Below are 19,300 nucleotides of genomic sequence, written 5' to 3'. Positions count from 1 at the left end.
CCGATGAGCGAGGAGCCGATCGAGCACGGCATCGCAGGTCCGCCGAAGAACCTGGCCAGCGGCCTGGTCAAGGCGCTCCGCCCGCGGCAGTGGGTGAAGAACGTCCTCGTGCTCGCCGCGCCGATGGCAGCGGGTACCGACACCCTGACCGACCTCGGTCGGATGGGCAATGTCGGTATCGCATTCATCGCGTTCTGCCTGGTCGCGTCGTCGATCTACCTGATCAACGACGCCCTGGACGTCGAAGCCGACCGGCAGCACCCGACCAAACGCTTCCGGCCCATCGCCGCGGGCGTGGTCCCGCGCAACTTCGCCTTCGTGCTGGCCGTGATTCTGGCCGCCGCGGCGATCGGCATCGCGTTCATCGCCAACTGGCAGACGGCCACCACGATCGCCGTGTACCTGGTGATCCAGCTCGGGTACTGCTTCGGCCTCAAGCATCAGGCCGTGGTCGACATCTGCATCGTCTCGTCGGGCTTCCTGCTCCGTGCGATCGCCGGTGGCGTCGCCGCCGAACTGCCCGACGGCCTGTCGAAGTGGTTCCTCCTCGTGATGGCCTTCGGCTCGTTGTTCATGGCCGCGGGCAAGCGCTACGCCGAACTGCAGCTCGCCGAGCGGACTGGCGCCAAGATCCGCAAGTCGCTCGAGTACTACACCACCACGTATCTACGCTTCGTGTGGACGCTGTCGGCGACCGCCGTCGTCCTCTGCTACGGACTGTGGGCGTTCGACGAAGACCGCGGCGACAACGTCTTCTACGCGATCTCGATGGTGCCGTTCACCATCGCCATCCTGCGCTATGCGGTCGACGTCGACGGCGGCGAAGCGGGCGAGCCCGAGGAGGTCGCGCTCGGCGACCGTGTGCTGCAGTTCCTGGCGCTGGCGTGGGTCGTGCTGGTGGGTGTCGCGGTCTATGCCCCGTTCTGACGACGATTCGTCGACGCCGGAGTCTCGCGATGTCACGGACCTGATCCCGGTCGTCGGCGACGAACCGCACGACTCGCCGGCGGACGCAGACGACCCGCGGGACGAGGTAAGCGCCGCGGCGGAGACCACGCGGACGAACAGACGGCGCCTGGTGGTTCCGGCGACCAGCTTCGCGATCGGGACCATCGCCGTCACCGTGCTGTTCGCGATCGGTGCGTGGCAGCGTCGGTGGATCGCCGACGACGGTCTGATCGTCCTGCGCACGGTCCGGAACCTGCTCGCGGGCAACGGCCCGGTCTTCAACGCAGGCGAGCGCGTGGAGGCCAACACCTCCACCCTGTGGACCTACCTGAATTGGTTCTGGGCGTGGGTGACCGGTGCGGAGCAGACCGAGTACGTCGCCCTGTGGCTGGCACTGGTCCTGTCGGTCGCCGCACTGCCGTTGGCCATGTACGGGACCGCGCGACTGTACGGCCGACGCGCCCTGGGCCCGGGCATCACGCTGTTGGCTCCGCTCGGCGCGGTCGTCTACATCGTCATCCCGCCTGCTCGTGACTTCGCGACATCGGGTCTGGAGAACGGCCTGACCCTCTTCTGGGTCGCCTGCCTGTGGTGTCAGCTGCTGGCGTGGACTCGTCGCGCCGGTGCGGAGCAGACTGCGCGGACGCGCACCGCCTTCCTCGCGCTGACCTTTACCGCGGGTCTTGCGCCGCTGATCCGCCCAGAGATGGCGGTCTTCGGCGGGCTGGTGCTCCTCGCGATGTTCTGCACCCGGATCGGCTGGCGGATGCGCGTGGCGATGGTCGTCGTCGCGGGGGCGCTGCCGGTCGGCTACCAGATCTTCCGCATGGGCTACTACGCCGTGCTGGTCCCGAATCCCGCGATCGCCAAGGACGCCAGCGGCGCCAAATGGCACCAGGGATTCGCCTACCTCACCAACCTGTTCGGCCCCTACACGCTGCTGCTGCCCGTGATCGTCGCGGTCGTGGCGGGCATCCTGCTCGCCGTCTTGGCGATCACCTTCCGCGAGGACGCCGCCGATGACGGCGATGCCGCAGAGCGGGCCGACCACGAGATCCTCGACGCGGAGAAGTCGTCGGCGGCGCACACCCTCGTCCGGGTCTGGGGCCGAGTCGTCGACCGCATCCAGACTCCCGGCGGTGTGGTGACCGTGGTCGTCGTGTCCGGTCTGTTCCTCGCCGTGTACTGGCTGCGTCAGGGCGGCGACTTCATGCACGGTCGCGTGTTGCTGTCGCCGCTGTTCGTCCTGCTGCTGCCGGTGATGGTGATCCCGGTGACGATTCCGACCAGCCTGTCGACCGCGAAGGCCCGCTATCGGCTCGGCGCCGGTCTGCTGCTGCTCGGCGGTGTCGTGACCACCGTGTGGTGGGGCGTGGCGGTCAATCAGACCGTGCTGCCCAACGCGGGCATGGACATCGGGCGCGACGGGATCGTCGACGAGCGACGGTTCTACGTGACCAACATGGGCAACGAGAATCCGGTCACGGCGCAGGACTATCTGGAGTATCCCCGCATGCGGGCGATGGTGGAAACCATCCACAAGGTGGAGGCCGAGGGCGGCGGCGTCATCCTGCCGTCGGCCGACTACGACAAGTGGTACGTCTCCCCGCTCCCGAAGAAGTTGGCGCCCGGCATCCCCCGTGAGACCAGCGTGTACTTCCTGAACCTCGGGATGACGAGCATGAATGCGCCGCTGGACGTGCGGGTGATCGACCAGATGGGCCTGGCATACCCCCTCGCCGCCCACACCGCGCGACTGCAGGACGGTCGCATCGGGCACGACAAGCGACTCCCGAGCGAATGGGTGGTCGCCGAAAGCGGTGGCGTATCCGGGTTCCCCGGATTCATCGACCGCGATGAGGTGAAGATGGCCCGTGCCGCGCTCACCTGCCCTACGACGCAGGCGCGCTTCGCGTCGTACAAGGACACGTGGTCGTTCACTCGGTTCCGACACAACCTGCGCCAGGCCGAAGAGTTCAACACGTATCGGATCGCCCGCGAACCGAAGTACGAGCTGCTTCGCTGCGGCATCCCGATGCCCGAGGGCGTGACGACAGACTGAGTGCGGTGGACGGCCCTGGGTGTACGCAGTCTGAGATGCTGCGCAGGAGATCCTGAGACCCGGCTGTGTCGGGTATCTCTCCCGAGCTTGCCGCAGGTGATCTCGAAACGGTAACGTCCTTTGTCGATCGGGCGATAGACACGACGTGGCCGAAAGCAGAGGTGAATGCCTCTACGTCGGCCTAGTACGTGGTGCCACCACCGACACGTGTGATAGCCATCACACGGTTTGGGTGGCATCGGGTGAGTCGAATAGGCTCGCCCTAATTGGTTGCAGTTGTGACGCAAGTGGCGTCGCAATGGCGGCCGCGTGACGCAGAAAGTCTCATGCCAATCTAAGGTTGGCGTGAGAACGAAGGCAGAGTTTAGGGAGAAAGCAGTCAATGCGCGTAGCTAAGAGCAAGTCGAAGGCCGGTTCTCGCCGGTTGACGGCGGTCCTTGTCGCAGTGCTCACTGCCATGGGTCTCATGGGAACCGCGATTGGCGCTGGCCAGTCGAACGCGGCATCGGCGTCGACCTTCTGGATCGACGCCTGCGGCATGCCGACCAATGGCGCATTCGGCAACAAGTCGATGGCACCGGGCAAGGTCAAGGTCCAATCCTGGCGACGCCCGGGCAACTACTCGACCGTCATCCTGCTCGACGGCATGCGCGCGGGATACAACCGCAGCGGCTGGGACATCGAGACCAACGCACGTCGACTCGCCGACAGCGGCGTCAACGTCGTCATGCCGGTCGGCGGCGCCGCCAGCTTCTACACCGACTGGGACGCTCCCTCGAACTTCAACGGCCAGCGCAGCCGCTACAAGTGGGGTTGCGTCATCGACAAGCGCCTGGTTCCTGCACTGCGCAGCAAGGGATTCGCACGCAAGAACAACAAGTTCGCGATCATGGGTCTGTCGATGGGTGGCGGCGCCGCACTGACGCACGCCGCACAGCGTCGCGACCTGTACTACGCGGCCGGCTCGCTGTCGGGCTACCTGACCCTGTCGGCTCCGGGCATGCGCACTGCGCTGCGCCTGGCGATGCTCGACGTCGCTCCGGCGCCGTGGAACGTCGACGCCATGTGGGGCCCGCCGTGGAGCCCGCGCTGGACCGCAAACGATCCGTTCATGCTGATCAACCGCATGCATGGCCTCAAGGTGTACGTCGGTGCAGGCAACGGCTTCTTCGGCCGCTACAACTACCCGCAGAACACCTTCGACGACCTGTTCAAGGGCACCCCGCTGGAAATGCTCGCCTTCGCCCAGGCCAAGGCCTTCGAAGCAGCAGCCTTCGTCCAGGGCGTGCCGGTGATGTCCTACTCGGCCAACGGCACCCACGCCTGGGGCTACTGGCAGGACATGCTCTGGAACGCCAAGAACCGCGGGTTCTTCCGGTAGAGGATAAGTTCCGCTAGAACTGCGAGCCGCGACATCCGATTGGGTGTCGCGGCTTGCTCTTTTGTTTTGTTTGTTGCTTCTTTTTGTCTGGCTTCTTCTTGTCTTGTGCTGCCCCACCTTGGTCTTGACCCTTACCTGGTCTCGACCGACGCCTCGGCCTTCGGCCTCGGAAGTCGGCTCGACCTGTCGCTCCGCTCCACTCCAGTAACATAAACCTCATTCGTCACAGCGTGGCGCGCACACTTCGGGCCCATTGCCGTGTAGAAACACGAGAGGCGCTCTGTGTTCGCACAGGCTGCGCGACGGACCGGTTTGGGATTTGTGGAGGAGTACGCAGTGAAGATCTGGACGAAGGCGGCGAAAGCGCGGCGCACGGCGGCCTGCGCAGCCGTAGCGTTCTCCCTGGTGGCGACGGGGGCATCGCCGGCACTCGCCGATCCCGCGCCCAAGCCGCAGCAGAGCGAACCCGCGAAGCCCAAGGCGGACAAGAACAAGCCGGCGCCGGCCGCGACGTCGAAGAAGTCCGCACCCGCCAAACCCGCGCCCGCGGCCACCGTGACCAAGACCTTCTGGTACTCGGCGCACCGAGTCGCGGTCTGGGTGCACTCCCCGGCGATGAACACCGACATCCAGGTGCAGATCCTCCTCGCGCGCGACTGGTTCTCGAACCCGTCCGCCAAGTTCCCCCAGCTGACGATGCTTGACGGACTGCGCGCACAGGATGATCAGAGCGGCTGGATGATCAACACCAACATCGAGCAGTTCTACAGCGACAAGAACGTCAACGTGATCCTGCCGGTCGGCGGTGAGTCGAGCTTCTACACCAACTGGAAGGAGCCCGACCGCGGCAAGAACTACCAGTGGGAGACGTTCCTGATCCACGAGCTGCCGTCGATTCTGGAGAAGGACTGGCGCTCCACCGACGTCCGCGGCATCGAAGGACTGTCGATGGGTGGATCGGCCGCGATGATGCTCGCCGCCCGCAACCCCGGCTTCTACAAGTTCGCCGCGTCGTTCTCCGGCATCCTGCAGCTCTCGTCGTACGGCATGCCGCAGGCCATCCAGTTCGCGCTGCGCGACGGCGGCGGATACGACTCCATGAAGATGTTCGGTCCGCCCAGCGATCCGGCCTGGAAGGAACACGACCCGTACGTCCTCGCCAAGAAACTGCGTGGCACCAGTCTGTACATCTCGTCGGGCAACGGTGTGGTCGGTCCGTACGACAAGCCGTCCGACATCCCGATGCTCGCGACCAACTACTCCGGCGTCGGGCTCGAGGTCCTGTCCCGCGTCACCAGCCAGCAGTTCGCTGCGCGCCTGAACAAGCTCGGCATCCCCGGGCAGGCCGTGTACCGCCCGTCCGGAACCCACACCTGGCCGTACTGGCAGTTCGAGATGACGCAGGCGTGGCCGCAGGCGGCCGGAGCCCTGGGGCTCGGCAACGACAAGGTGGCCTGCAAGGTCGGCGGCGCGTTCGTGAAGGCGCCGCAGGTCAAGGATCTCGGCGGCTGCCTGACGCCCGAGTACGCGGTGCCCGGCGGTCGTGCCCAGGACTTCCGCAACGGACGGATCTTCACCGGTCCCAAGGGGCCGAAGGTGGTCGGCGGTGCGATCGGCGGCGCGTACGTGTCGGCCTTCGACCGTCTCGGATTGCCGACGAGCGACGAGAAGACCGGTCGCGACGGCGTGAAGTACAACACCTTCGAACGCGGCAAGATCACCTGGACTCCGCAGGGCGGCGCCAAGGTCGAGTGATCGACCCCACCCGAGCCTGAGTTTCAACTGAGGAATTGCCATGTCTTCGCAGGTAAACCCCTTGGCGGTGCCAGAATGGGCGCGAACCGACGGTAGGCTGAACGCCATGACTGCCAAGTACATCCGCTTCGCCGCCGTGGCCGGTGCCCTCGCCGTCACGGTGGTGGCGCTGACCGCGTGCAGCGATTCGTCGACGGCGAGCGCACCGATCGGAACCGAGCCGGTCACGACGACGACGATGCCGGGCTCCGAGCCTGCGTCGTCCTCGAAATCGGCCACGTCGTCGGCGTCGAAGGGTGATTCGCAGCAGGCCAAGGACGCCGCGTCGAAGGCGAGCACGTCGTTGCCCGCAACCAAGCCGAACGCGACGACCACGGCGCCGGACGACTTCCCGGGCGACAAGAACCCGCCGTCGAACGTGAAGCTGACCGACAAGGACAAGGCGTATCTGAACGCGCTGAAGAAGCAGAACGTGTCGTTCATGGGCGACGACGACAACAACGTCGCGCTGACCATGGGTCACTACGTGTGTGAAGCGCGGGGACAGAAAGCCGATCCGATGCTGGTGAAGGCGTATGTCCGTGCCGCGATCGGTCCGATGACGAAGACTGAAGCGGAAGCCAACACCAAGTCGGACAAGGTGATTGCGGCGGCCGAGAAGAACCTGTGCTGAAGTCCCGTCGGATCCGACGGCTGCTGCTGATCGTCCTCGCGCTCGCAGCCGTCGCGGTGATCCTGATCGGATTCTTGATCTTCCAGTTGTTCAAACCGGCGCCGACCCCGCCCGGTCCGGGCCCCGGACCCGGCACCAGCACCACGCCGTCCGGACGGCCGAACGCGCAGCCTGCGGACTGCCCCGACGTCCTGACCCTCGTGATCCCCGGAACGTGGGAGTCGAAGGCGTCCGACGATCCGTTGAAGCCGACGGCCAACCCGAAGTCGTTGATGCTCCGGATCTCCTCCCAGCTGCAGAATCAGTATTCGCAGTCGCGCACGGAGGTCTACACGGTTCCGTACAAGGCGCAGTTCCGAAATCCGACCAACCTGGCCGACCGCCAGGCGAACTACAACGACTCCCGCAGGCAGGGGACCACCCGCGCGTCCAACAAGCTCGCCAAGACGCACGAGCACTGCCCGCTCACCCGCTACGTGCTGATGGGATTCTCCCAGGGCGCCGTGATCGCGGGCGACCTCGCCAGCGACATCGGCAACGGTCGCGGACCGATCCCGGCCGCCGACCAGGATCTGATCCTCGGCGTCGGACTCATCGCCGACGGCCGACGTCAGGCGGGCGGTCAGCACGACGTGGCGCCCAGCCCCGGCGGGGTCGGTACCGAGATCGCGCTGGCCGGATTCGGCAGCCTCGTACCGGGGATCACCATGACCGGTGCTCGTGAGGGCGGGTTCGGCGAGCTGGCGGATCGCGTTTACTCGATCTGCGCCCCCGGCGACTTGATCTGCGATGCGCCGACCATCGTCGACCCGATCAAGGCCATCTCGAAACTGGCCAACGCGGCGAACAATCCGGTCCACGCCATGTATGCGACGAAGCGGTACTGGAAGTCGGAGGGTGGAAAGAGCGCGACACAGTGGATGTACGGGTGGTCGTCGGACCTGATCTCGTCGGCTCCGCATCCCGAGCACGACTGAGTTGCGACCGTGACATCGGCCGCCGACGGATGTTACCGAGAGGTACACCACAGGCGAGAAGGCGCGTTCTTGCCGGTCAGCTTGGGTATAGGGCGTCCCTGCGATAGCCTTTTCAGGTTCGGGTCCTCCGCGTGGACCGCTGACCGATGAGGAGTGAAACTTCGTGACGACTGCCCAAGACTCGTTGACGCATGGCGCCGACGGACTTCGGAAGTTCCGGTTCGGCGCGGGCGGCGAGGGCAACAAGGACGAGGGCGGCGCCCGTAAATTCGTCAAGCTGGCGCAGACCGCGGAAGAGTACGGGTACGACACCTTCGCCATTCCCGACCACCTGGGCAACCAGGTCGGGCCATTGGCAGCACTGGGTGCGCTCTCCCAGGCGACGAGCACCATCCGCCTGGCGACGTCGGTGCTCGCGAACGGATTCCGCCACCCGGCCATCCTCGCGAAAGAGGCGACGACCATCGACGTCCTCTCCAAGGGGCGCCTGGAACTGGGCATCGGCTCCGGCTGGATGAAAGAGGAGTTCGACAAGGCGGGCATCCATTTCGGGACGCCGGGCGAGCGCATTCGCCGACTCGACGAGGCGCTGACGATCCTCGATCGACTGATGCGCGGCGAGACCGTCGACTACGACGGCGAGTTTTACCAGATCAATGCGCTGGAAGGCTCTCCGCGGCCGCGTCAGGGTCCGCGTCCGCCGATCGCCGTTGGCGGCGGTGGCCCGAAGATGCTGGCACTGGCCGCCAAACACGCCGACATCATCTCCGTCGCCACCGGCACCACCCGCGACGGCAAGCTGCGGCTGTCGGACATGACCCTTGAGAAGACCATCGAACGCGTCGACCGGATCCGGGAAGCTGCCGGTGATCGATTCGACGACATCGAGTTGAACTGGACCATCGCGACCATCGTCATCACCGACGACCGCGAGGCCACCGCCCAGATGGCGCTGAATGCGCTGGAACAGGGCTATCCGCCGAACATCGCTCGCGATGTGGAGCTCACGGTCGACGATATCCTGTCGTCGCCGTATCTTGCTTTCGGTTCCTTCGAGGAGATCGCGGATCAGATCCGCGAGGTCCGCCGTCGGACCACGATGAGCTACGTGGGAGTGTTCCCGACCCAGATGGATGCGTTCGCACCTGTCATCCCGTTATTGCGGGGAGAGTAAACTTACCGAGGTTTTCGTACGTTCTGGGGGCGCGGCACGGGTGTGCCGGGAGGACACCGTGCGGAAGACATGATGCAGACCGTGCGTGCAGTGCGGGTACAGGAGTTATTGGATGCTGAATACCGAGTTCGAGCAGTTCCTCGATGAAACCGGCAACCTCCACTTCACGGAGGATGCGACGCTGGTCGACTACGTCGAGCGCAACGTGCGGGAGCAGGCGGACACGCTCGCCTACCGCTACCTCGACTTCAGCCGTGAACGCGACGGTGAGCGCATCGATCTCACCTGGGCGCAGTTCGGCAAGCGTCTGCGCGCCGTCGCAGCGCGGCTGCAGCAGGTCACCAAGCCGGGCGACCGCGTCGCGATCCTGGCCCCGCAGTCGCTGGAGTACGTCATCGGCTTCTTCGCCTCGCTGTACGCGAGCGACATCGCTGTGCCGCTGTTCAGCCCGGACGAGCCGGGCCACACCGACCGTCTGGTCGCCGTCCTCGACGACTGCAAGCCGACGGCCATCCTGACCTCGACCAAGTCGGCCGAGGCGGTCCGGGATTTCTTCGCCGATCGTCCCGCCAAGGAGCGTCCGCGCGTCATCGCCGTCGACGCGGTGCCGGATTCGGTCGGTGCTTCGTGGACACCGCCGGAGGCCAGCCGCAACAACCTCGAGTCGGTGGCCTACCTGCAGTACACGTCGGGCTCCACCCGCGTCCCCGCAGGCGTGGAGATCACCTATGAGGCCGTGGCCGCCAACTGCCTGCAGATCTACGACTGCATCGAGATCGACCGCAATGCCCGCGGCGTCACCTGGCTGCCGATGTTCCACGACATGGGTCTGCTCACCGTGATCCTGCCGGCACTCGGCGGTCGATACGTCACGATCATGAGCCCGATGGCGTTCGTCCGTCGGCCGGGTCGCTGGATCAAGGAGCTGGCCGCCGACGCCGACAATTCGCCGACCTTCGCCGCCGCACCGAACTTCGCCTACGAGCACGCCGCGCTGCGCGGTCTGCCGCGTGATGGCGAGGAGCTCGACCTTTCGAACGTGATCGGGCTGATCAACGGCTCCGAACCGGTCACCGTCAGCTCGATGCGCAAGTTCAACGAGGCCTTCGCCCCCTACGGGCTGTCGCCGAAGGCGATCAAGCCCTGCTACGGAATGGCCGAGGCCACTCTTTTCGTCTCGGCCACCCAGCGTGACAACGAGGCGCTGATCCACTACGTCGATCGCGACAAGCTGAACGCAGGCGAATTCGTTCCGGTGGACGCCGACGCCGAGGGCGCCGTCGCCCAGGTCGCGTGCGGACAGGTGGCGTTGAGCCAGTGGGCCGCGATCGTCGATCCGGAGACGGGCGAGGAGCTCGCCGACGGCCGCGTGGGCGAGATCTGGCTCAACGGAATCAACATCGGCGAGGGCTACTGGAACAAAGACCAGGAGACCATCGACACCTTCCACAACACCATCGCCAAGCGTCTCGAGACCGGCTCGCACGCCGAGGGCGCCCCGTTCGACGGTCGCTGGATGCGCACCGGCGACTTCGGCGTCTGGTACGAGGACAATCTCTACATCACCGGCCGCGTCAAGGACCTGGTGATCGTCGATGGGCGCAACCACTACCCGCAGGACCTCGAGGCCAGCGCACAGGAGGCCAGCGACGCCATCCGCCCCGGCTTCGTCGCCGCGTTCGCGGTGCCCGCCAACCAGTTGCCCGACGAAGTCTTCGACGGCGGTTTCAGTGGACTCACCCGCGACGCCGACGACGCATCGGAGCAGCTCGTGGTGGTTGCTGAGCGTCCGGGCAAGAAGGCCGACCCGCAGGAGGTGGCCGACGCCGTCCGCGCGACCATCGCCGGTCGCCACGGCGTGATGGCGCGCGATGTCCTCCTGGTGCCGAACGGCTCCATCCCGCGCACGTCGAGCGGCAAGATCGCCCGCCGCGCCACCAAGGCCGCGTATATCGACGGATCGCTCCGCGGCGGCTACCAGCAGTCGGCGTTCCCGGACGCAGACGCCTGACACCGCACGGGGCCCGGCACGTCACTTCTGTGACCTGCCGGGCCCTTGTGCTAGTAACGAATTGATTAACTTCCCCGGTAGGCTGGTTGTGATGTCTGAAACTGAAAACACTGCGTTGACGGAAAGCGCCGGTTCGAACGGTGAGACCGTCGGTGATCTGACCGTTGAAGATCTCCGCGACTGGCTGCGCAATTGGGTCTCTAAAGCGACCGGGGTGGCGGCCGATCAGATCTCGGACGACCGCCCGATGGAGGAGTTCGGTCTCTCCTCTCGCGACGCAGTGGCGCTGGCCGCGGACGTCGAGGACTACACCGGTGTCATCCTCACCGCGACCGCCGCGTACAACCATCCGACCATCGCCTCGCTCGCGAAGCGCATCATCGAGGGCGATCCGGACGAGGGCCTCGATGTTGACGCCGACCGGTTCTGGGAGCGCGAGCGTTCCGCCGACGACGACATCGCGATCGTCGGTCTGGCGACCCGGTTCCCGAAGGGGGGCCACACGCCCGAGTCGACCTGGGAAGGTCTGATCAGCGGAGTCGACGGCATCTCCGATCTGCCGGACGGCCGCTGGCTGGAGTTCAAGGCCGACCCGCGGCTGGCCGAGGCCATTGAGAACGGCAACGTCAAGGGCGGTTACCTCGACGACGTCTCCGGCTTCGACGCCGACTTCTTCCAGATGAGCCCCCGCGAGGTCGAGAACGTGGACCCGCAGCAGCGACTGGCCCTGGAACTGACGTGGGAGGCGTTGGAGCACGCGCATATCCCGCCGAGTGACCTGCGCGGCGGCCAGGTCGGCGTGTTCATGGGCACCTCCACCAACGACTACCAGATGCTGGCGACACTCGGTCTCGGCGAGGGCGCGTCGGAGACCGCAGCCTACGCGCTGACCGGCACGGCGACGTCGATCATCGCGAATCGCGTCTCGTACTTCTACGACTTCCACGGCCCGTCGCTGGCGATCGACACCGCGTGCTCGTCGTCGCTGGTCGCGGTGCACGAGGGGGTGCGCAGCCTCCGCAACGGCGATTCGGACGTCGTCATCGCGGGCGGCGTCAACATGCTGATCACGCCGGCTGCGACGCTCGGCTTCGACCAGATCGGCGCCATGGCGGACGACGGCCGGATCAAGGCCTTCTCCTCGGACGCGAACGGCATGATTCGGTCTGAGGGCGGCGGCGTCTTCGTCCTCAAGCGGATGGCCGACGCCCGCCGCGACGGGGACACCGTCCTCGCGGTGGTCGCGGGCACGGCGGTGAACTCCGACGGTCGGTCCAACGGCATCTTCGCGCCCAACCCGGACGCACAGGTGCAGGTGCTGCGCGCGGCCTACGCCGACGCCGCCATCGACCCGCGCACCGTCGACTACGTGGAAGCGCACGGCACTGGCACGGTCCTCGGCGACCCGATCGAGGCCGATGCGCTGGGTCGCGTGGTGGGCCGCGGTCGCACGCCCGATGCGCCGATGCTTCTGGGGTCGGCGAAGACCAACTACGGCCACATGGAGTCCGCTGCGGGTGCGGGCGCGATGGCCAAGGTGATCCTGTCGTTGCAGCACGACCGCCTGCCCGCATCGTTGAACTACGTGGGGCCGAACCCGTACATCCAGTTCGACGCCACCAACCTCCGCGTCATCACCGAGCCCACCGACTGGCCGCGCTATTCCGGTCACGCCATCTCCGGCGTCTCCGGCTTCGGGTTCGGCGGCACCAACGCGCACATCGTGCTGCGCGAGGTCCTGCCGTCCGACTACCTCGATCCGGCTGCGTCGCCGGTGACCACGGAGGCACCCGCCGCACCCGTCGACGTCGACGACGATGACGAGGACTTTCTGACCGAGGCCGAACGGGCGGTCCTGGCCGCGCAGGCGAAGAAGGCGCCCGAGCCGGAGGTCGTCGTCGAATCCGATCCCACCGAGGGCTTCGCACCCGCGGCCGTCCCCGGTGCCGTGGTCCCGCTGGTGATCTCCGGGTTCCTGGCCTCACGGCGTCGCAAGGCGGCCGCCGACCTGCTGGAATGGCTTGAGTCGGACGAGGGGCAGCAGACCCCGCTGGTCGAGATCGGCCGCTCGTTGGCACACCGCAATCACGGTCGTACGCGCTCGGTCGTCATGGCCCGCACCATGGACGACGCCGTCAAGGGCGTCCGTGCCGTCGCCGAGGGCAAGGCCCTGCCGTTCGTCTACACCTGCGATTCGCCCGACGCCGCGTCGGCGGTCTGGCTGCTGTCGGGTTTCGGTTCGCAGCACCGGAAGATGGCGAAGCAGCTGTACACCGAGAATCCGGTGTTCGCGAAGTACGCCGATCGGGTCGACGCGATCATCGAGCGCGAACTCGGCTACTCGATGGTCGAGATCTTCCTCGACGACGCCGAGACGTACGCGATCGAGACCGCGCAGATCGGCATCTACACCATCCAGGTGGCCCTCGCCGACACCATGCGCCATTACGGCGCCGAGCCCGGCGTCCTGGTGCCGCACTCGATGGGTGAGGCGTCGGCCGCCTACATCAGCGGCGGGCTGTCGCTCGAGGACGCGACCCGCGTCATCTGTCAGCGCTCGCGACTGATGGGCGAGGGCGAGTCGATGCTCACCGGCGACGACGTCCGCTACATGGCTCTGGTGGAGTACAGCGCCGACGACATCAACGACGTCCTGGTCGACTTCCCGAACCTGGAGATCTGCGTGTACGCCGCGCCGACCCACACGGTCATCGGCGGTCCGGTGGACCAGGTGGACGCGATCGTCGAGCGCGCCGAGTCCGAGGGCAAGCTCGGCCGCAAGCTGCAGACCAAGGGCGCCAGCCACACCTCCCAGATGGATCCGTTGCTCGGGGAGCTCTCGTACGAGCTGACCGGCATCACGCCGGAACGCACGTCGGTCGGGTTCTACAGCTCGGTGGACCGCGAGGCGTTCTACCGGCCCGGCAGCACCGTCCACACCATCGAGTACTTCCTCAAGGGGCTGCGCCACAGCGTGTGGTTTGCGCAGGCCATCGCGAAGTCGGTGGAGGCGGGCCACCGCACGTTCGTCGAGCTCTCGCCCAACCCGGCCGTTCTGATCTCGGTCGCCGCCACCACCTTCGGTGCGGGCGTGCACGACGCCGAGCTCGTCGAGACGCTCCGCCGCAAGGAGGACGAGAGCTACGGTCTCATCAACGCGCTGATGAAGCTGTACGTCCACGGCCATGCCGTCGACGTCGCGTCGTTGTTCGGCACCGGCCCCGATCAGCGTTACGCACCGATTCCGCGGACGCGGTTCGAGCGCAAGCCGTACTGGATCGATGCGACCATCTCCAGCGGTTCCGGGTCGGGTGCGGTTCCGGGCGCGCACGTCGCGCTCCCGGACGGCAGGCATGCGTGGGAGGTCGCCGCGAGCGCTGTCGGCGATCCGCGTGAGTTGGTGCTCGCCGCAGCGAAGCAGGTGCTCGGCTCGGCCGCGGCGGTCGCCGCCGTGGAGTCCGTGCAGGCATTCCCGTCCGACGGGACCGTGACCACCACGTTCACCCGCCACCCGGGTGGCGGCGCCGTCGCCGTACACGCCGGTCCGCAGGGCGGTTTCGCCCTGCTCTACGAGGCGGCCGTCACCGGCGCCGGGGTCGCGGCGCAGGCCGTCGACGCGACGTCGACGCCGGCGGAGTCGGCGAAGGCGTCGGGCCTGGTGGACGAGAAGCTGGTGGTCGACGACGAGGTGGTCGACGACATCGGCAACCGATGGGATGAGAACTCCGGTGAGTCGGTCGGTGATCGGTTGGCGACCATCGTCGGCGAGTCGATGGGCTACGACCCCGAGGACCTGCCGCGCGAGATCCCGCTGATCGAACTGGGTCTGGACTCGCTGATGGCGGTGCGTATCAAGAACCGTGTGGAGTACGAGTTCGACATCCCGCAGCTCCAGCTGCAAGCGATGCGTCAGGCCAATCTGACCGACGTCGAGAAGTTCGTAGCCTTTGCCGTGACGCACCGCGACCAACTGGACGACCTCGACAAGGCCACCGCGGGAGGCGAACTCGACACCGCGGCGCTGAACGCCTACATCGACGAAGAGCTGGCGAAGGATGCGGCGGCCCAGTCCGGGGCGGCGTCTCCTCACGTTGATCGAGTGCCCGAGTCCGTGGCGACGCCTTCTCACGTTGATCGAGTGCCCGAGGAGCGTAGCGACGAGGGTGTATCGAGATCGCCGCAACCGCAACCGCAACCACACGCCCCCACCCCCGATCTCACCGACCAGGCCGCCGTCGCTGAGGCGGCAGGCTCCGACGTCCCGCCGCGCGACGCCGCCGAGCGGCTCACGTTCGGCGCGTACGCCGTCGTGACCGGCAAGTCGGCGGGCGGCATCTTCACCAAGCTGCCGGTGCTCGACGAGGAGACGGCCGAGAAACTGACGGCCCGTATCAATGAGCGCACGGGCGGCGAGGTGGACATGGAGGACATCCTCGATTCGGAGACGATCGAGGAGATGTCCGATTACGTCCGGCAGCAGATGGACGACGCCGCGGACGTCGACGGATTCGTCCGATTCCTGCGCGTGGGGACGGATGCTGCGGGCAAGCCCAAGCACACGTTCGACACCGCAGCGGGCGATCCGACGCCGATGCTGGTGTTCCATCCGGCGGGCGGAAACACCGCCGCGTACGAGGCCCTGGTGAAGCGGCTACCGGAGGACATCCCGGTGATCGGCTTCGATCGGGTCGAGGGGACCATCGAGGAGCGGGTCCGGCAGTATCTGCCGAAGCTGCGCGAGGTGCAGCCGTATGGACCGTACGTCCTGGTCGGCTGGTCGCTCGGTGGGGCGCTGGCCTACGGCGCCGCCCAGGTGCTGCGCGAGGAGGGCGAGGAGATCGCCTTCGTGGGCCTCATCGACGTTGTCCGTCCCCGTCACGACGTGCCGGACACGCCGGAGAACAAGCGGGCCCGACTGGAGCGGTGGAAGGCGTTCGCGGTCAAGACGTACGGTCTCGACGAGAACATTCCGGTGCCGATGGACCGGCTGGTGGAAGCCGACGACGACGAGCAGTTCAACATCATCATGGAGATGATGTCGATGTCCGACGCCAAGATCCCCGGCGGGATCATCGAGCACCAGCGGACGTCGTTCATCGACAATCGGGCGCTGACCAGCATCAACCCGACGCCGTACAGCGGCAAGGTGGTGTTGTACCGCGCCGACAAGATGCACGACGGCGCCATCGAGCTCGAACCGCAGTGGGCGGAGATCGACGAGGACGGTCGGTGGGGCGAGGTCGTCGACGATCTGGAGATCCTGCACATCGGCGGCGATCACCTGGGCATCGTCGACGAACCCCATGTGGCGAAGGTCGGGGCGGACCTGGCTCGCCGCATGATGGAACTGAATTCTTGAGAAGTGAGAAGGTACCTGGCGTGACGGATACGACGGCAGCGGGGACTCCGGCCGCGAACACGACGGCTGGAAAGCTCGCCGACCTGCGCGAGAAGCTGGCTCTGGCGCAGGAGCCGGGTGGTGCGAAGGCGGTGGCCAAGCGTGCGACGAAGGGCATTCTGTCGCCGCGAGCGCGGCTTGAGTTGTTGTTCGACCCGGGGACGTTCGTCGAGGTCGGCGCGTTGGCGAAGATGCCCGGTGCGGGGGAGACCGGGTACGGCGACGGTGTCGTCACCGGTCATGGACTGGTCTTCGGTCGTCCGGTCGCGGCGTTCAGTCACGACCAGACGGTCATGGGCGGCACGGTCGGCGAGATGTTCGGCCGCAAGGTGTCGATGCTGATGGAGTGGGCGGGCAAGCTCGGCTGCCCGATGGTCGGCATCAACGACTCGGCCGGTGCGCGCATCCAGGACGCCGTCACCTCGCTGGCCTGGTACGCCGAGATGGGGCGTCGCAACGACCTCCTGTCCGGTCTGGCGCCGCAGATCTCGGTGATCCTCGGCAAGTGTGCCGGCGGTGCCGTCTACACCCCGGCCAATACCGACATCCTGGTCGCGGTCGAGGACAAGAGTTACATGTTCGTCACCGGCCCCGATGTCATCAAGCAGACCACCGGCGAGGAGATCTCGGCCGAGGATCTCGGCAGCGCGCACAATCAGGCGCGCTGGGGCAACATCCACCACGTCGCCCCCGACGAGGCCGCCGCGTTCGAGTGGGTCCGCGAATATCTGCAGTACATGCCGTCGAGTGCTCATGAGCAGCCGCCGATCATCAACCCGGGCCTGGAGCCGGAGATCACCGAGTCGGATCTGAGCCTCAACGAGTTCATGCCGGACAACGACAACGCCGGCTACGACATGCGCGACATCATCATCCGGCTGTTCGACGACGGCGCCTTCCACGAGGTCGGCGAGTTGTTCGCGCCGAACATCCTCACCGGATACGCCCGCGTCGACGGCCGCAGCGTCGGCGTCGTCGCGAATCAGCCGAGCGTCATGGCAGGCACCATCGACACCGATTCGTCAGAGAAGGCGACTCGCTTCGTCCGCATCTGCAACGCCTTCGGCATCCCGCTGATCTTCCTGGTCGACACGCCCGGCATCCTGCCCGGTCTGGCCGAGGAGCAGAAGGGCACCATCCGCCGATCCGGCAAGTTCCTGTACGCGTACGTGGAGGCCGACGTCCCGAAGATCACTGTCGTCCTGCGCAAGGCGTACGGCGGCGCATACGCGGTGATGGGCTCCAAGCAGTTGGGTGCGGACATCAACTTCGCGTGGCCGACGGCGAAGATCGCCGTGATGGGCGCGGAGTCCGCGGCCGCGATCTTGACGCGTCGTCAGACCGAGGGCCTGTCGGTGAACGACGCCGACAAGGTGCGGCAGGACTTCATCAGCTTCTACAACGCGATGATGGCGACCCCGTACCTCGCCGCCGAGCGCGGCTACATCGACGCGGTCATCGAGCCCGCCGAGACCCGGCTGCAACTGCGGAAGGCCCTGGCGCAACTGCGCGACAAGCAGGTGCTCCGCAACCCGCGCAAGCACTTCCTGATGCCAATCTAGGCGTAGTACCCGATCAGCCACCCCACACGGCGCGGGCGCCGCTGTCTCCGATGCGGATCACCATGACGATCGCGGCGACGGCGACCGCGGCGGTCGCGACGCGGACGACGACGTCGATGATCGTCAACGCCTTCTCCGACAGTGGAAGTCGCTGGGTGACGGCGGGAAGCCGGAGCAACCACAGCAGTGCGACGAGGCCGAAGAGCGGACCGACGTACAGGATGAGCTCGTCGCCGAGCGTGGTGTGCTTCTGCAGGGTGTCTGACGGCGGGAAGCGCTTCTCCAGTGCTTCGCCGGCCGAGGTGGTGAGCGGTACGACGATCAGCGTCACGAGCGTGAGGATCGCCGGAAAGACACCGAGCGCGGTGCGGGCACGGGGCCACACGGCGACGGCGATGGCGACGAGACCGGCGGCAAGGACGCCGACGATGGCGAAGTGCACGAAGAGCGGATGAGCGGGCAGGCCGTTGAGGGTCTCCATGGGAAGAGCGTACGGGGAACCCGGCGCGACGTCGGGGCGTCACAGCACATTCGCAGGAACCTTCAGGTGCTCGTTCAGGTACGCCAAACCTTGCTTGCCGAGGCCCTGACCGGGGACGAAGATAAACGAATGACCAGCGAGAAGACGGCCGCACCGGACTCGGAGGAGCACGGTCACGAACCGCACGCGGAGGGTCTGAACAGTCGACTCAACTGGCTCCGCGCAGGGGTGCTCGGTGCCAACGATGGCATCGTCTCCACAGCGGGCATCGTCGTCGGCGTCGCAGCGGCGACGGCCGAGCGCGGCCCCGTCTTCACGGCGGGCATCGCGGGTCTCGCCGCAGGCGCCGTCTCGATGGCGCTGGGGGAGTACGTCTCGGTCAGTACCCAGCGCGACACTGAGTCGGCCATGTTGGCCAAGGAGAAGTGGGAGCTCAAACACCAGCCCGATGCCGAACTCGCGGAACTCGCCGACATCTACGAGTCCAAGGGCATGAGCTCAGAGACCGCCGAGCGCGCGGCCACCGAAATGACCGAGAAGGACGCCTTCGCCGCCCACGCGGAGGCCGAACTCGGCATCGATCCCGACGATCTCAGCAACCCCTGGCAGGCGGCGTTCTCGTCGGCGGTGTCCTTCACCCTCGGCGCGCTCCTGCCGCTCATCGCGATTCTGGTCCCGCCGCCGTCGTGGCGGATCCCGGTCGCGGTGATCGCCGTCCTGGTGGCCCTCGCGCTCACCGGGGCGCTCGGCGCCTACCTCGGAAAGTCGTCGCCGTGGCGGCCGACCGCGCGCATGCTCATCGGCGGAAGCATCGCCATGGCGGTGACCTACGGAATCGGCTCACTCGTCGGCACCGCCGTCGGCTGAATCCGGCACAA

Annotated in this window: 12 protein-coding genes; 11 read left to right on the top strand and 1 reads right to left on the bottom strand. The window is 66.7% G+C overall.

The annotated features are described in order from the left end of the window. Positions 1 to 3 precede the first annotated feature (3 nt). The 10 genes from GH2_RS17080 (at position 4) to GH2_RS17035 (ending at position 17,941) form a co-directional block, all read left to right on the top strand. Positions 4 to 927 (top strand): decaprenyl-phosphate phosphoribosyltransferase, encoded by a 924-nt coding sequence (locus tag GH2_RS17080; RefSeq protein ID WP_066170759.1) that lies wholly within the window; start codon positions 4 to 6, stop codon positions 925 to 927. After that, entirely contained in the window at positions 914 to 3,010 is a 2,097-nt protein-coding gene (locus GH2_RS17075) for an arabinofuranosyltransferase AftB family protein (RefSeq protein ID WP_239588925.1), read from the top strand. The genes GH2_RS17080 and GH2_RS17075 overlap by 14 nt, the downstream gene beginning before the upstream one ends. Before the next feature lie 382 nt (positions 3,011 to 3,392). Continuing rightward, positions 3,393 to 4,391 carry an alpha/beta hydrolase gene (locus GH2_RS17070; protein WP_066170757.1) on the top strand — a complete coding sequence of 333 codons (999 nt, stop codon included), beginning with the start codon at positions 3,393 to 3,395 and terminating at the stop codon, positions 4,389 to 4,391. Between the two features lie 336 nt (positions 4,392 to 4,727). Further along, on the top strand, positions 4,728 to 6,146 hold the full coding sequence (locus GH2_RS17065) for an alpha/beta hydrolase-fold protein (protein ID WP_084247594.1): 1,419 nt from the start codon (positions 4,728 to 4,730) through the stop codon (positions 6,144 to 6,146). A gap of 106 nt (positions 6,147 to 6,252) precedes the next feature. Beyond that, positions 6,253 to 6,819 (top strand): DUF732 domain-containing protein, encoded by a 567-nt coding sequence (locus tag GH2_RS17060; RefSeq protein ID WP_066170751.1) that lies wholly within the window; start codon positions 6,253 to 6,255, stop codon positions 6,817 to 6,819. After that, complete coding sequence (locus GH2_RS17055) at positions 6,813 to 7,796, top strand: cutinase family protein (protein ID WP_066170748.1); 984 nt, start codon at positions 6,813 to 6,815, stop codon at positions 7,794 to 7,796. The genes GH2_RS17060 and GH2_RS17055 overlap by 7 nt, the downstream gene beginning before the upstream one ends. A gap of 163 nt (positions 7,797 to 7,959) precedes the next feature. After that, positions 7,960 to 8,970, top strand: a complete 1,011-nt coding sequence (locus GH2_RS17050) for an LLM class F420-dependent oxidoreductase (RefSeq protein WP_066170745.1) — start codon at positions 7,960 to 7,962, stop codon at positions 8,968 to 8,970. 112 nt (positions 8,971 to 9,082) lie between these two features. Then, positions 9,083 to 10,981: a long-chain-fatty-acid--AMP ligase FadD32 gene (fadD32, locus tag GH2_RS17045; protein WP_066170742.1), complete on the top strand. Its 1,899-nt coding sequence runs from the start codon at positions 9,083 to 9,085 to the stop codon at positions 10,979 to 10,981. Positions 10,982 to 11,072: 91 nt separating this feature from the next. Next, positions 11,073 to 16,340 (top strand): polyketide synthase Pks13, encoded by a 5,268-nt coding sequence (pks13, locus tag GH2_RS17040; protein ID WP_066170740.1) that lies wholly within the window; start codon positions 11,073 to 11,075, stop codon positions 16,338 to 16,340. Between the two features lie 20 nt (positions 16,341 to 16,360). Then, complete coding sequence (locus GH2_RS17035) at positions 16,361 to 17,941, top strand: acyl-CoA carboxylase subunit beta (RefSeq protein ID WP_066170737.1); 1,581 nt, start codon at positions 16,361 to 16,363, stop codon at positions 17,939 to 17,941. 13 nt (positions 17,942 to 17,954) lie between these two features. Here GH2_RS17035 and GH2_RS17030 read toward each other — a convergent pair whose 3' ends face one another. Further along, positions 17,955 to 18,422, bottom strand: a complete 468-nt coding sequence (locus GH2_RS17030) for a DUF2231 domain-containing protein (protein WP_066170734.1) — start codon at positions 18,420 to 18,422, stop codon at positions 17,955 to 17,957. 129 nt (positions 18,423 to 18,551) lie between these two features. On the opposite strand from GH2_RS17030, the gene GH2_RS17025 reads away from it, so the two are divergent. Further along, positions 18,552 to 19,289 (top strand): VIT1/CCC1 transporter family protein, encoded by a 738-nt coding sequence (locus GH2_RS17025; RefSeq protein ID WP_066170731.1) that lies wholly within the window; start codon positions 18,552 to 18,554, stop codon positions 19,287 to 19,289. The last annotated feature ends 11 nt before the right edge of the window (positions 19,290 to 19,300 follow it).

The sequence above is a fragment of the Gordonia hydrophobica NBRC 16057 genome, from assembly GCF_001592365.1.
GTDB lineage: Bacteria > Actinomycetota > Actinomycetes > Mycobacteriales > Mycobacteriaceae > Gordonia > Gordonia hydrophobica.
The sequence above is the reverse complement of the archived record's forward strand: the minus strand, read 5'-3'. Positions and strand labels throughout refer to the sequence as shown.